This window comes from Geobacillus sp. DSP4a (assembly GCF_013096875.1).
Lineage (GTDB): Bacteria > Bacillota > Bacilli > Bacillales > Anoxybacillaceae > Geobacillus > Geobacillus thermophilus.
In genome coordinates, this window is the sequence record NZ_SDLD01000008.1 from 49957 (window position 1) to 63720 (window position 13764).

Sequence of the window (13764 nt, forward strand, 5' to 3'; positions counted from 1 at the left end):
GCGAATGGAACGCACATATCATTGCGGAGAAGTGCCGGAAACGGCCGTCGGCGAGCGCGTCGTGCTCAAAGGCTGGGTGCAAAAGCGCCGCGACTTAGGCGGCCTCATTTTCATTGACTTGCGCGACCGAACGGGCATCGTCCAAGTTGTCGCCAGCCCCGATGTCTCGGCCGAGGCGCTGGCGGCAGCGGAACGCGTGCGGAGCGAATACGTTTTAAGCGTCGAAGGAACGGTCGTCGCCCGCGCGCCCGAGACGGTCAATCCGAACATCGCGACCGGCCGCATTGAAATTCAAGCGGAACGAATCGAGATCATCAACGAGGCAAAAACGCCGCCGTTTTCGATTTCCGATGACACGGATGCGGCGGAAGACGTGCGCTTAAAATATCGGTATTTGGATTTGCGCCGCCCAGTCATGTTTCAAACACTGGCGCTTCGCCACAAAATCACAAAGACGGTGCGCGACTTTTTGGATAGCGAACGCTTTTTGGAAATTGAAACGCCGATGTTGACGAAAAGCACGCCGGAAGGGGCGCGTGACTATTTGGTGCCAAGCCGCGTCCATCCGGGCGAATTTTACGCCTTGCCGCAGTCGCCGCAAATTTTTAAGCAGCTGCTCATGGTCGGCGGCGTGGAACGGTACTACCAAATCGCCCGTTGCTTCCGTGACGAGGATTTGCGCGCTGACCGCCAGCCGGAATTTACGCAAATCGACATCGAAATGTCGTTTATCGAACAAAAGGATATTATGGATTTAACCGAACGGATGATGGCTGCCGTCGTGAAAGCAGCAAAAGGGATCGACATCCCGCGCCCGTTTCCGCGCATCACGTATGACGAGGCGATGAGCCGCTACGGCTCGGACAAGCCGGATATACGCTTTGGCCTCGAGCTCGTCGACGTATCGGAAATCGTCCGTAATTCAGCATTTCAAGTGTTCGCCCGCACGGTCAAGGAAGGCGGGCAAGTGAAGGCGATCAACGCGAAAGGCGCTGCAAGCCGCTATTCACGCAAAGACATCGACGCGTTAGGCGAATTTGCGGCCCGCTACGGGGCGAAAGGGCTCGCCTGGCTGAAAGCGGAAGGAGATGAGCTGAAAGGGCCGATCGCCAAGTTTTTCACCGATGAGGAACAGGCGGCGCTGCGTCGAGCGCTTGCTGTCGAAGACGGAGATTTGCTTTTGTTTGTCGCCGACGAAAAAGCGATCGTCGCAACGGCGCTTGGGGCGCTCCGGCTGAAGCTTGGCAAAGAGCTCGGCTTGATCGACGAAGCGAAGCTCGCGTTTTTGTGGGTGACGGATTGGCCGCTTTTGGAGTATGACGAAGAAGAAGGGCGCTATTACGCCGCCCACCATCCGTTTACGATGCCGGTGCGCGACGACATTCCGCTGTTGGAGACAAACCCAAGCGCCGTTCGCGCACAGGCGTACGATTTAGTGTTAAACGGGTACGAGCTCGGCGGCGGTTCGCTCCGCATTTTCGAGCGCGACGTGCAAGAAAAAATGTTCCGCGCCTTAGGGTTCAGCGAAGAAGAAGCGCGCCGCCAGTTCGGATTCTTGCTTGAGGCGTTTGAATACGGCACTCCGCCGCACGGCGGCATTGCGCTTGGCCTTGACCGGCTGGTGATGTTGCTCGCTGGGCGCACGAACTTGCGCGATACGATCGCCTTCCCGAAAACGGCGAGTGCGAGCTGCTTATTGACGGAAGCGCCGGGGCCGGTCAGCGACAAGCAGCTCGAGGAGCTGCATTTGGCCGTTGTGCTTCCTCGTGAGGAATAATGGCGCCGTTGGAAGGAGAAACATTGGCGGCAGAGGTTCACAAACGCGAAAAAATATGATACAATCAAAGCAACACACCGTCCTAATGTGTTCGTCGAGTCACCCATCGTTTTGACCGAACAGTAGATGATCCGGGAGCCCGGGGTTTCCAAGCGGCGTGCACGCCCCTTCGTCACAGGGGAAGCGCAAACCTTGGAACAGGGCACCCACCTATGGGAGAGCGGGTTCAAAACGAAGGCATCGACGGCACGATTGGGACTGGCGACATTAAGGAATCAACAGCATTTCCCCTATGCGGATGGCCGCATAGGGGTTTTGTTTTGCCAGCAAAATGCCGTTGCCTCTTTTGCTGTCTTGATGGTAGGATAAAAAGCGGCATAAACATCAATTTTGAAGCAAACGGAGAGGAGAACGATGCTGCACCAATTTTCCCGCAATGAGCTCGCGATTGGCCCTGAAGGGTTGGAACGCTTAAAAAACGCCACCGTCGCCGTCCTTGGCGTCGGCGGCGTGGGGTCGTTCGCCGTCGAGGCGCTCGCCCGCTCCGGCATTGGCCGGTTGGTGCTTGTTGATCGCGATAACGTCGATATCACCAACATCAACCGGCAAATCCATGCGTTGCTCTCGACCATTGGGCGTCCGAAAGTGGAGCTCATGAAAGAGCGCATCGCCGACATCAACCCGGCGTGCGAGGTGATCGCTTTGCAAATGTTTTATACGGAAGAGACGTATGAGCAATTTTTCGCCTATGATCTGGATTTTGTCATCGATGCGTCCGACACGATTGTGTACAAAGTGCATTTGATGAAACAATGCCTCAAGCGCGGCATTCCGATCATTTCCAGCATGGGTGCGGCGAACAAAATGGATCCGACCCGCTTTCGCATTGTCGACATTTCAAAAACGCACACCGATCCGATTGCGAAAGTCATCCGCGCCAAGCTGCGCAAAGAAGGGATTCGCCGCGGCATTCCGGTCGTCTTTTCCGATGAGAAGCCGGTGAAAATCCGCGAAGACGTTCGCCAAGTCGTCGGCAACGATGCTTCGCCGATCCGCAAAGCGAAAATGCCGCCATCATCGAACGCGTTTGTTCCGTCGGTTGCCGGGCTTATTATGGCGTCTTACGTCATCAATGAATTGTTAAAAGACATCCCCATCGCCCGCGTCGGCGAATGAGGAAACGATGGGCAGACAAGGGGCGATGCATGCCATTGCCTCTTGTTTTGTTATGAATGGGCCATCGGTTCGACTTGTCCGCCCGTTTCGGAGAGAAGAAGCTGGGCGAGGGAAAAGCGGTCGCCTTCTTCGGAGGCAAGCTGACGGGCGCGGGCCATAATTTTGACGAGCGCCTCGTAATCTTCGTGCACCGTCGTCTGGCGCACTTCCAAGCGTTCGGCCTTTTTGGCCAACTGTTCATTGCGAGCCTGCCACTCCGCCCGTTCCCGTTTCAGTCGCTCGTTTTCCCGGCGGGCGGCTTCCAGCTGCTCAACGTCGTTCCGCAGCCTTTGCAAAAAGGAAATGCACTCGTCAAGCGTCAACGGGGCAGCCGGGAGAAACGGGGACGATCCCTCGGCAAGCTTCGGATCGTCAGGGGCGCCGAACGATACGGCGGCCGCCTCCTTTTGCCATTTTTTCATCATTTCCAATGCCCGTTTCCGTTCTTTTCGCTGTTTTTTTGCCTGTTCAATGGCTTCAAGGTGCCGTTTCCGCACCTCGGCGTTCCAGCGGAACCCGCATGCCGCCGCTGTGCGGTGCAGTTGTCTCCCAACGACTTCAAAAGCGGCAAGTTGCGTTTTTCCTTCGCGTATATATTGCAGCACCGTTTCAGCCAACAGTACATCTTCTTCATGTGACCAAGCATCCTGTCTTGTTTTCATGTTGTCCACCCCATCAAATGGTAATGTTGATATGGTCATAGTTTTTCCGTTTGATTTCCACTTTAAACTTCGCCCTTTTCATTTTTCCCATTTTCATGTATCATAGAAATAGTTTTGTATGACCGGTCAGTTCAAAACAATTAGACTGATTGGTCAAAATCGTAGGATGAAAGGTGGCATGATGACGTTTTTGACCAGGTTCAGTTTGAAAAATGCGGCAGCTGTGTTTGTATGTTCGTTTTTGCTCATGTTTCTAGGACTGTATTCCTTCTCCTCCTTGAAGGTCGATTTGCTGCCGAACATTGAATTTCCCCAGTTGTCGATTGAAGTGGTCTATCCTGGGGCTTCTCCGCAAGACGTGAATGAGGAGGTCACGGCCAAGCTCGAGGAAAAACTGAAAGAGGCGGACGTGTATACGTCCATTCAAAAGCTGGACGGAAAAGTGTTTGCCCGCGTATCCGCCCAGATTGTCGGCGACAACATTCAGAAAGTAACGAATGATATTTCGAAACATGTAAATGATTTGAAGATCCCATCCGATGTCACAAGAAGGAGTAAGGAAGGAGAAAACATTGGGACGGAAAGAGGACATCATTGAAACGGCGATGAAATTATTCGCCGAAAAAGGTTATCACGCTGCCTCCATGCAGGAAATAGCCGAGCGGAGCGGAGTAGCCAAAGGTTCGATTTACAATTATTTCAAATCAAAAGAAGAGTTGGCTGTATCGATTTTCCGCTACCATTATGAAGTTTTGTTTCGCCAGCTTAAACAAATCGAGACTGATCCCGCCTTAACCGCGCGCGAGCGGTTTTGCCGTCAGTTGACTGTACAAATCCAGCTGTTTGACGAACATAAAGAGCTGGTGCAAATGCAGTTGGGCGAACAAGCTGTGAAGGTGAGCCATGAGGTGCAGCATCTGGTGTTTCGCATCCGCGCCCATACGCTCCACTGGTATCGCCGGGCGATTGAAGACATATACGGCGAACAAGTGCGTCCAGTTTCGTTTGATTGCGCGACGATGCTCAACGGAATGCTGAAAGAATATCTGATTTACTTGGCGGTAGACCGAAAGCCGCTGCTTCCTGAGAAGCTTGCCCCCTTCTTGCTCGATCGGCTTGATGCCATCGTTGCCAGCCTGCTTGACGGCAAGACGGGATTGCTCGATGAAACGGTGATGGCGGATTACATTGCTGCGGCGACCCAAGAGCGGAGTCAATGGAAAGAACGGGCCATCAGCTGTTTAGAGCGCATGGCGGCGCTGCGTCCGGTTGAAGACGATATTCTTCGCTCGCTGCGCTTATTGAAGGAAGAACTCGAGAAAGGGGAGACAGCTAGGCGGTTTATGGTGGAGGCGCTTCTGCTCTATTTGGCGAAATACTCGCTTCCGCTGTACAATGAGTTGAAGGAGGCCATTGAACGCTATTTTTATTAAAACCACCGATTTTCCCACGGGGAGACGCCCCATTCGCCGAAAATGAATAGGCGGCATCGGAGGATGTCTGTGAACATAGCGTCATCAATCTCAAGGAGGGGGTCGGCATGCCCAAAACGACGGAGCCGCTTGCTTGGCGGATGCGGCCGCGGACGATCGATGAGATCGTTGGGCAACAGCACATCATTGGCCCTAGTACGCCGCTTTATAAAATGGTCAAAAAAGGTCATGTTCCATCGCTTTTGCTTTACGGAGAGCCGGGGACAGGGAAGACGTCGCTCGCTTACGCCATTGCCCGCACCGCCAGGCGCGAATGGGTCGCTATCAATGCGACGGCCGCCGGCAAAAAGGAAATCGAAGAGGCAGTCGAAGCGGCGCGCTGGTCAGGGAACGTCGTGTTGTTTATCGACGAAATCCATCGGCTGAATAAAGCGCAGCAAGACGTTTTGTTGCCGCATCTCGAATCCGGGCTCGTGACCTTGATTGGCGCCACAACGGAAAACCCGTTTCACGAGGTCAATCCCGCCATTCGCAGCCGCTGCGGGCAAATCCAACAACTGAAACCGCTCAAGCCGGATGACCTCATGATCATTCTGAAGCGGGCGCTCGCTGATCCGGAACGAGGGGTCGGCGAGCCGCCAGTTGTCATTAACGAGTCGTTGTTATGGCGCATCGCCGAGGCAGCCGGTGGGGATGCGCGCGTCGCGCTTTCGCTTCTGGAGGCGGCGGTTGCGGCTGCCGATGAGCGCCACGGCCGCTTGTATATTGATGAGGATATCGTGGCTTCATGCACCGCAAACCGCGGTTTTACCCATGACAAATATGGCGATCATTATTATTCGTTGTTGTCCGCGTTTCAAAAAAGCGTGCGCGGCAGCGATGCCGATGCCGCGCTTCATTATTTGGCCCGTCTGCTTGAAGGCGGAGACTTGGCGTCCGTTTGCCGGAGATTGCTTGTGATGGCTTATGAGGACATCGGACTTGCCAATCCGATGATGGGAGTGAAAGTACAGGCAGCGGTCGAAGCGGCGGAACGCCTCGGACTGCCGGAAGCGCGCATTCCGCTCGCGGTTGTGACGATTGAACTCTGTTTAAGCCCGAAATCCAACAGTGCTTACAAGGCGCTGGACGCTGCCATTGCCGATGTCCGTTCCGGCAAGCTTGGCGATATTCCGGATCATTTAAAAGACGCTCATTACAAAGGGGCGGCTGCACTCGGGCGTGGACAAGGCTACTTGTATCCGCACGATTATCCGAACGGCTGGGTGGCGCAAGCGTATTTGCCCTCCGCTCTGGAAGGCGTCCGCTATTATGAACCGAAAGAGCATGGCGAGGAAAAACATTACGCCAAGGTGTACCGGCGGCTTGAGCAGTTGAAACGGCAGCACGATGTTGAACCGTGAACCGGCGGCGCGTTTATGGTATAATAGCACAGGCGATTTTCTTACGGCGAAGGGGGCCTACTGTGCATTGGCTTATAAATATATCTCATGGCTGCGCTGGGGCATTTATTTTGCCGGTTTGCTTGTCATGTCGTTTGGCATCGTCTTGACGATCAAGGCGGGTGTCGGCTGTGCGCCGTGGGATGTGCTTCATATCGGCTTGCACCGGCAGTTTGGCCTAACGATTGGTCTATGGTCGATCATTGTCGGGGTGGCGGTGCTCGCGGCATCGTCGTTGCTGATGAAACGGCTTCCTCAGCTCGGTGCTTTTTTGAATATGGTGACCGTCGGCGTACTGATCGATTTGTTAATGATGATTCCGCAGCTGCAAACGCCGGTGTCGCCGCTTGAGCGATATGCGATGCTGCTCGCAGGCATCGCCGTTTCCGGCTATGGGATGGGGATATATATTTCCGCCGGGGTCGGCGCCGGCCCGCGCGACAGTTTGATGCTCGCGTTAACTGAGCTGACCGGGTGGAAAGTGGCGCATATTCGCATTGGGATGGAAGCGCTCGTGCTGTTGGCCGGTTGGCTGCTCGGCGGCCCGGTGTCGCTTGGCACGCTCCTTTTTTGTGTGATGATCGGTTCGGTAACCGGTTTGGCGCTGCCGCAATGCCGGAGGGCGATAGAGCGCCTTCTGAGGCCGGCCGCCGTCCGGGCGCAAAGTTTAGGCCGTTAGGGGGGATATGATGAAAATTTCGACGAAAGGCCGATACGGGTTGACGATTATGATCGAGCTGGCCAAAAAGTACGGCGACCGTCCGATTTCGCTTCGTTCGATTGCCAAAGCCAACAATTTATCAGAACATTACCTCGAGCAGCTTGTGACGCCGCTGCGCAACGCCGGGCTTGTCAAAAGCATCCGCGGGGCGTATGGCGGCTATGTGCTTGCCGAGCATCCGGCGAAAATTACCGCCGGCGACATTTTGCGCGTGCTGGAAGGACCGTTGACCCCGGTTGAGGAGCTGGAAGAGGAGGAGCCGGCGAAGCGCGAGCTATGGATTCGCATCCGCGATGCGGTCGAGGAAGTGCTTGACAGCACGACGCTTGAAGATTTGGCGAAGTATAGCGATGGAGACGAAGGGGCATATATGTTTTATATTTAAGCAACAGAAAGGGGAATGACCGGTGCAACGGATTTACTTGGATCATGCCGCCACCTCTCCCGTTCACCCGGAAGTGGCAGCCGGCATGGTCCATTGGATGACCGAACAGTTCGGCAACCCGTCTAGCATCCATTACTTTGGCCGGCAAAGCCGCCGGGGCGTTGATGAGGCGCGGGCTGTCATCGCCCGCTCGATCGGGGCGAAAGAGACGGAAATCGTGTTCACAAGCGGGGGAACGGAAGCCGACAACTTCGCGCTCATCGGGACGGCGATGGCCAACCGCAGCCGCGGCCGTCATATTATTACGACTGCCATTGAGCACCACGCCGTGCTGCGCGCCTGTGAATATTTAGAGACGCAAGGGTTTGAGGTGACGTATTTGCCGGTCAATGAACAAGGGATGGTCTCGGCGGATGACGTGAAAGCCGCGCTGCGCGACGAGACGATTGTCGTATCGGTCATGTTCGCCAACAATGAAGTGGGCACGATTCAGCCGATCCGCGAAATTGGCGCGCTTTTGCGCGACCATCCGGCTTATTTCCATACCGATGCCGTCCAAGCATACGGCCTCATTCCGATCGATGTCAATGAGTACGGGATTGATTTGCTGTCGCTCTCAAGCCATAAAATTAACGGTCCAAAAGGAATTGGGGCGCTTTATGTGCGCGAAACGGTGAAAATCGCTCCGCTCCTTTTCGGCGGGGAGCAAGAGCGGAAGCGGCGCGCCGGAACGGAAAATGTGCCGGGCATTATCGGTTTGGCGCAGGCGGCGGAGATCGCCGAGCGGACGAGGGGCGACAAACGCAAGCAATATGCGGCTTGGCGTGAAGCGATGATCGATATTTTCCGCTCTTCGGGCATCGACTATGTGGTCAACGGCAGTCCGGACGGCTTGCCGCACATTTTAAATGTCGCCTTCCCGGGAACGAACGTGGAATCGCTGCTTGTCAATCTCGATTTGGCGGGCATTGCCGCCTCAAGCGGCTCAGCATGCACGGCCGGGTCGATCGATCCGTCGCATGTGCTCGTGGCCATGTGCGGAAAAGAATCGGAGCGCATTCGCTCGTCCGTCCGCTTCAGCTTTGGGCTCGGCAATACAAAGGAACAAATTGAGCAAGCCGCGGAAGAAACGGTCAACATCGTCAAGCGGCTGACCAATCGGTAAGGAGGCGAAGCATCATGAACAAAGCCCCGCACGAAACGCGCGTCGTCGTCGGCATGTCAGGCGGGGTCGACTCGTCGGTTGCTGCTTTGTTGCTGAAAGAACAAGGGTACGATGTGATCGGCATTTTCATGAAAAACTGGGACGACACCGATGAAAACGGCGTTTGCACGGCGACCAAAGATTATGAAGATGTCGTGCGCGTCTGCAATCAAATCGGCATTCCGTACTATGCGGTCAACTTTGAAAAGCAATATTGGGATAAAGTATTTACGTACTTTTTGGAGGAATACAAAGCCGGTCGCACCCCGAACCCGGACGTGATGTGCAACAAAGAGATCAAATTCAAGGCGTTTTTGGACCACGCCATGTCGATCGGCGCCGACTACGTGGCGACCGGCCATTACGCCCGCGTCGAATTTCGCGATGGCGAGTATAAAATGCTGCGTGGAGCCGACCCGAACAAAGACCAAACGTACTTTTTAAACCAGCTCGGCCAAGCTCAGCTGTCGAAAGTGATGTTTCCGATCGGCCATTTGCAGAAAGCGGACGTGCGCCGGATCGCCAAAGAGGCTGGACTCGCCACCGCTGGAAAAAAAGACAGCACGGGCATTTGCTTTATCGGCGAACGCGATTTCAAAGAATTTTTGAGCCATTATTTGCCGGCTCAGCCGGGAGTGATGAAAACGCTCGATGGCGAAGTGAAAGGGCGGCATGACGGCGTCATGTATTACACGATCGGCCAGCGCCACGGCCTTGGCATCGGCGGCGGCGGCGAGCCGTGGTTTGTCGTCGGCAAGGATGTGCGCGAAAACGTGTTGTATGTCGCCCAAGGGTTTGAAAACGATTATTTGTACTCCACATCATTAAAAGCGATCGATGTCAACTGGGTGTCTGACCGCAAACCGGAAGCGCCGTTCCGCTGTACGGCGAAATTCCGCTATCGCCAGCCGGATGTCGGCGTCGAAGTTCGACCGCTTCCAGACGGCAAAGCCGAAGTCGTGTTCGATGAGCCGGCGCGGGCGGTGACGCCGGGGCAGGCGGTTGTGTTCTACAACGGCGAGGAGTGTCTTGGCGGCGGCATCATCGATGAAGTGTTCCGCAACGGCGAAAAGCTTTGGTATGTCGGCTGATCTCTGTTTTGTGCGCCGCTGCAGCGCGGATCAGACATGCAGGCGAAACGAACGGCAGGAAATGGGGGATGAGCGGTGGCCAATTGGAACGAACAAGGGCTTTTGCATATGCGCGCCGGGGAGCATGAAGAGGCGCTCCGTTGCTTTTCAAAAGCGGTCCAGGAACAGCCCGAAGACCCGGCCGGCTACATTAACATCGGCACCGTTTTGGCTGCGGCCGGCGAGGAAGAGAAAGCGCTCGACTGCTTCCGACAGGCGCTGGCGCTCGATGAGCGGGCGGCGGCCGCGTATTACGGCATCGGCACAGTGCATTACAAACGCGAGCAGTTCGCCCAGGCGAAAGACATGTTTGAGCGGGCACTTCAGCTCGGGCTGAATGATGCGGATACACATTTTATGCTCGGCATGTCGCTGTTGCGGCTGGAGATGCCGCGCCTGGCGCTGCCGTATTTGCAACGGGCGGCCGAACTGAATGAAACGGATGCTGAAGCGCTCTTTCAACTTGGTCTTTGCCTTGCCCACCTCGAATATGTGGAAGAGGCGAAACGGTATTTTGAAAAAACGATTGCGCTCCAGCCGGGCCACGCTGATGCGTATTACAATTTAGGCGTCATTTATGCGTATCAAGACGACTGGGCAGCCGCCCGCGATTGGTTTGCGGCCGCGCTGGACGCCAAGCCGGATCATCTGCTCGCCGGGTACGGGAAAAAACTGATGGAAAAGCGGCTTGCGCCGTAAAAAGGCGGGGGATCGTTCTTGCAAGAGCAGCAAACGCTTGCCTTGGACGGACGCACGTTCATTAAGGGAGCATGTTTGTCAGTCATCTTCCACAATGAGGAAACGCTTTATACCGTCGCTCGCATTCGCGTTGAAGAGACGAATGAGGAGCCGGTCGAGGAGGAAGTCATCGTCACCGGCTATTTTCCACGCTTGCATGAAGGAGACGTATATGTCTTTTACGGCCAGTTCCGCCAACACCCGCGCTTTGGCCGACAGTATGCGGCCGAACAGTTCCGCAAACAGCTTCCCAACACGAAAGAAGGGGTTATCCATTATTTGTCGAGCGGCTTGTTTAAAGGGATCGGCAAAAAAACAGCGGCGGCGATTGTCGAGGCGCTTGGCGAAAACGCGATCGCCGCGATTTTGCGCGACCCCAGGGCGCTAGAGCGTGTGCCGAAGCTGACGAAAAAAAAGGCGAAGCAGCTGTACGATGCGCTTCGCGCCCACGAAGGGCTTGAGCAAACGATGATCGCCCTCGCCCAGCTCGGTTTTGGCCCGCAGCTGGCCATGAAAATTTACCAAGCGTATGGCGAAGAAGCGGTTGACATCATCCACGAGAACCCGTACCAGCTCGTTGAGGATATCGAAGGGATCGGCTTTGGCCGCGCTGATGAAATCGGGCGCCAGCTCGGCATTTCCGGCAGCCATCCGGCCCGGCTGCGCGCCGCCTCGTTGTTTGTTCTTGAACAGGCGTGCCTGCAGGAAGGGCACGTTTATTTGCGCGAGGAAGAGCTGATGGAGCGCATCGGGGAGCTGCTTGACGGAAGGCTGAGCGGTGCGGTGGATGGACGAGCGATCAGCCAAACGCTTCTGATGTTAAGCGAAGAAGGGAAGCTGATCGCCGAGCAAGGGCGTTATTATCTCCCTTCCCTTTACTTCGCCGAGAAAGGGATCGTCTCCAACATTAAGCGGCTGCTCGGGCAGACGCCGCCGTCGGCATTTGTCGAGTCGGAGTTTTTGCTGGCGCTTGGGGCGCTTGAGGAACGGCTTGGCATGCAATATGCCCCCCAGCAAAGGGAAGCGATCCAACAAGCGCTTTCTTCGCCGCTGTTTATTTTGACCGGCGGTCCGGGAACGGGGAAAACGACGGTCATCAAAGGCATCGTCGAGCTGTTTGCCGCGCTCAACGGCATCTCGCTTGATCCCGCTGATTATAAACATGACGAGCCGTTTCCCGTGCTGCTTGCCGCACCGACCGGCCGGGCGGCGAAACGGATGAGCGAGGCGACCGGGCTGCCGGCGGCGACGATTCACCGGCTGCTCGGCTGGAATGGGGCGGAAGGGTTCAGCCGCGATGAAGATGAGCCGATCGCCGGCCGGCTGCTGATTGTGGACGAAATGTCAATGGTCGACACATGGCTGGCCAATCAGCTGCTCAAAGCGGTGCCAAACGGCATGCAAGTCGTTTTCGTCGGCGACGAAGACCAATTGCCTTCTGTGGGGCCTGGACAAGTGCTGAAAGATTTGCTTCAATCAGGCGTTATTCCGTCCGTGCGGCTGACTGACGTGTACCGCCAGGCGGAAGGGTCGTCGATCATTGAGCTCGCCCATGAGATGAAGCGCGGCGTCGTGCCGGCCGACTTGACCGCTCCCAAGGCGGATCGTTCCTTCATCCGCTGCCGCGCCGGACAAGTGGCGGACGTCGTCCGGCAAATCGCCGACAACGCCCGCAAAAAAGGGTTTTCCGTCAAAGATATTCAAGTGCTCGCCCCGATGTACCGCGGCCCGGCCGGCATCGACCAGTTGAACAAAGTGCTGCAGGAGCTGTTCAACCCTCCGGCTGCCGGAAAGAGGGAGCTGGCGGTCGGCGAGGTCGTATACCGGGTCGGCGATAAGGTGCTGCAGCTCGTCAATCAACCGGAAGACAATGTGTTTAACGGCGACATCGGCGAAATCGTTGCCATTTTTTACGCCAAGGAAAATATTGAAAAGCAAGATTTGCTCGTTGTCTCATTCGATGGCATTGAGGTCACATACACAAGGCAAGACTTGGCGCAAATTACGCATGCGTATTGCTGCTCGGTCCATAAAGCACAAGGGAGCGAATTTCCGATTGTCATCTTGCCCGTCGTCAAAAGCTACTACCGGATGTTGAAACGAAACTTGCTCTATACGGCGGTGACGCGAAGCAAACAATTTCTCATCTTGTGCGGCGAAGAGGAAGCGTTTCGGCTTGGCGTCGCCCAGCGGAGCGACAGCGGCCGCCAGACGGCGCTCGCTGAGAAGCTGGTGGGGGCGGCGGCGCCGTTTGTCGAGGTCGAACTGCCGTTTGAAGAGGCGAACATGGGGATGGAAAACGTTACGCCGTATGACTTTATGGGCGATGAGCCAAGCTAAAGGTGGCTGGAAAGGTGGGAGAACGATGCGGACGGTTTCCGACGTCAAAGGGCTTCCCATTTATGAGCAAACGACAGGGAAAGCGGTCGGGACGATCGCGGACATTTGGTTTACCAGCCACGGCACGGTCAAAGGGTTGGTAGCGGAACGGGGCGGTTTGTTTGGCCGCCGCCGCTACTTGCCGCTTTCCGCCGTGCAGTCGTTCGAAAACGACCGAGTCATCATCTGTGATGCCGATAGCTTCCAGCTGTTTCCTTCTTCTGACAGCGGCCACTCTCTTTACGGCGAACGCGGCCTCGCCGGCAGCATGGTTGTCGCCGCGGACGGAACAACGATCGGACTGTTGGATGACGTATATTTTGACGGGCAATTGGGCAAAATTGACGGATATGAGATCAGCGAGGGATTTTTTTCCGATTTGACCGAAGGAAAGAAACGGATGGAGGCAGTTCCGTTCACCGCCAGGGAAGGCGTGATCACCGTGGAAACTATGATGTAAGGAGAGTGGCTGTCGATGCTCATTTGCCCCAATTGCAAGCGAAAAAATCTGGGGAAAATTGGTGTCAACCAGTATTATTGCTGGGATTGCTTCATTGAGCTGTCCGTCTCGAAAGGGATGATCCACGCCCATCAAGTCGAGGAAGACGGGACGTTAAGCTCCTTGGATGACTTGTTTGACGACCATGAGCGCACGATCCCATATTAGGGGGGACAAAC

The 13764-nt window shown here is 55.6% G+C and carries 13 protein-coding genes, 1 other RNA gene and 1 pseudogene; 14 read left to right on the plus strand and 1 reads right to left on the minus strand.

Annotated elements, in window-relative coordinates:
• Nucleotides 1–4: 4 nt before the first annotated feature.
• The 3 genes from aspS to ETC02_RS04580 all read left to right on the plus strand — a co-directional run bounded on the left by aspS (nucleotide 5) and on the right by ETC02_RS04580 (nucleotide 2953).
• Nucleotides 5–1777 carry an aspartate--tRNA ligase gene (gene aspS, locus ETC02_RS04570; protein ID WP_050367594.1) on the plus strand — a complete coding sequence of 591 codons (1773 nt, stop codon included), beginning with the start codon at nucleotides 5–7 and terminating at the stop codon, nucleotides 1775–1777.
• A gap of 76 nt (nucleotides 1778–1853) precedes the next feature.
• Nucleotides 1854–2040: non-coding RNA, 6S RNA (ssrS, locus tag ETC02_RS04575), on the plus strand.
• Between the two features lie 151 nt (nucleotides 2041–2191).
• Nucleotides 2192–2953 carry a tRNA threonylcarbamoyladenosine dehydratase gene (locus ETC02_RS04580; protein WP_050367593.1) on the plus strand — a complete coding sequence of 254 codons (762 nt, stop codon included), beginning with the start codon at nucleotides 2192–2194 and terminating at the stop codon, nucleotides 2951–2953.
• A gap of 50 nt (nucleotides 2954–3003) precedes the next feature.
• Here ETC02_RS04580 and ETC02_RS04585 read toward each other — a convergent pair whose 3' ends face one another.
• The gene (locus ETC02_RS04585; protein WP_050367592.1) at nucleotides 3004–3654 is read right to left on the minus strand and encodes an RsfA family transcriptional regulator; all 651 of its coding nucleotides are present in this window, start codon (nucleotides 3652–3654) and stop codon (nucleotides 3004–3006) included.
• Nucleotides 3655–3835: 181 nt separating this feature from the next.
• On the opposite strand from ETC02_RS04585, the pseudogene ETC02_RS18345 reads away from it, so the two are divergent.
• From ETC02_RS18345 to ETC02_RS04640, 11 genes and pseudogenes are all read left to right on the plus strand, one after another.
• Nucleotides 3836–4058: pseudogene (locus ETC02_RS18345) on the plus strand (efflux RND transporter permease subunit); the annotation flags it as partial.
• Nucleotides 4059–4226: 168 nt separating this feature from the next.
• Nucleotides 4227–5087 (plus strand): TetR/AcrR family transcriptional regulator, encoded by an 861-nt coding sequence (locus ETC02_RS04595; RefSeq protein WP_050367590.1) that lies wholly within the window; start codon nucleotides 4227–4229, stop codon nucleotides 5085–5087.
• 107 nt (nucleotides 5088–5194) lie between these two features.
• Entirely contained in the window at nucleotides 5195–6490 is a 1296-nt protein-coding gene (locus ETC02_RS04600; protein ID WP_050367589.1) for a replication-associated recombination protein A, read from the plus strand.
• Nucleotides 6491–6617: 127 nt separating this feature from the next.
• On the plus strand, nucleotides 6618–7208 hold the full coding sequence (locus tag ETC02_RS04605) for a YczE/YyaS/YitT family protein (RefSeq protein ID WP_235607782.1): 591 nt from the start codon (nucleotides 6618–6620) through the stop codon (nucleotides 7206–7208).
• 10 nt (nucleotides 7209–7218) lie between these two features.
• Nucleotides 7219–7635 (plus strand): cysteine metabolism transcriptional regulator CymR, encoded by a 417-nt coding sequence (gene cymR, locus ETC02_RS04610; RefSeq protein ID WP_011232042.1) that lies wholly within the window; start codon nucleotides 7219–7221, stop codon nucleotides 7633–7635.
• Between the two features lie 22 nt (nucleotides 7636–7657).
• Entirely contained in the window at nucleotides 7658–8800 is a 1143-nt protein-coding gene (locus ETC02_RS04615) for a cysteine desulfurase family protein (protein ID WP_044743327.1), read from the plus strand.
• A 14-nt stretch (nucleotides 8801–8814) separates the two neighbouring features.
• On the plus strand, nucleotides 8815–9930 hold the full coding sequence (gene mnmA, locus ETC02_RS04620) for a tRNA 2-thiouridine(34) synthase MnmA (RefSeq protein WP_050367588.1): 1116 nt from the start codon (nucleotides 8815–8817) through the stop codon (nucleotides 9928–9930).
• A gap of 75 nt (nucleotides 9931–10005) precedes the next feature.
• On the plus strand, nucleotides 10006–10668 hold the full coding sequence (locus tag ETC02_RS04625) for a tetratricopeptide repeat protein (RefSeq protein ID WP_080729660.1): 663 nt from the start codon (nucleotides 10006–10008) through the stop codon (nucleotides 10666–10668).
• An 18-nt stretch (nucleotides 10669–10686) separates the two neighbouring features.
• On the plus strand, nucleotides 10687–13047 hold the full coding sequence (recD2, locus tag ETC02_RS04630) for an SF1B family DNA helicase RecD2 (RefSeq protein WP_171698091.1): 2361 nt from the start codon (nucleotides 10687–10689) through the stop codon (nucleotides 13045–13047).
• Nucleotides 13048–13072: 25 nt separating this feature from the next.
• Complete coding sequence (locus ETC02_RS04635; protein WP_063210346.1) at nucleotides 13073–13546, plus strand: PRC-barrel domain-containing protein; 474 nt, start codon at nucleotides 13073–13075, stop codon at nucleotides 13544–13546.
• A 15-nt stretch (nucleotides 13547–13561) separates the two neighbouring features.
• Nucleotides 13562–13753, plus strand: coding sequence for a hypothetical protein (locus ETC02_RS04640; protein WP_033011933.1), 192 nt, complete (start codon nucleotides 13562–13564; stop codon nucleotides 13751–13753).
• Nucleotides 13754–13764: the final 11 nt, after the last annotated feature.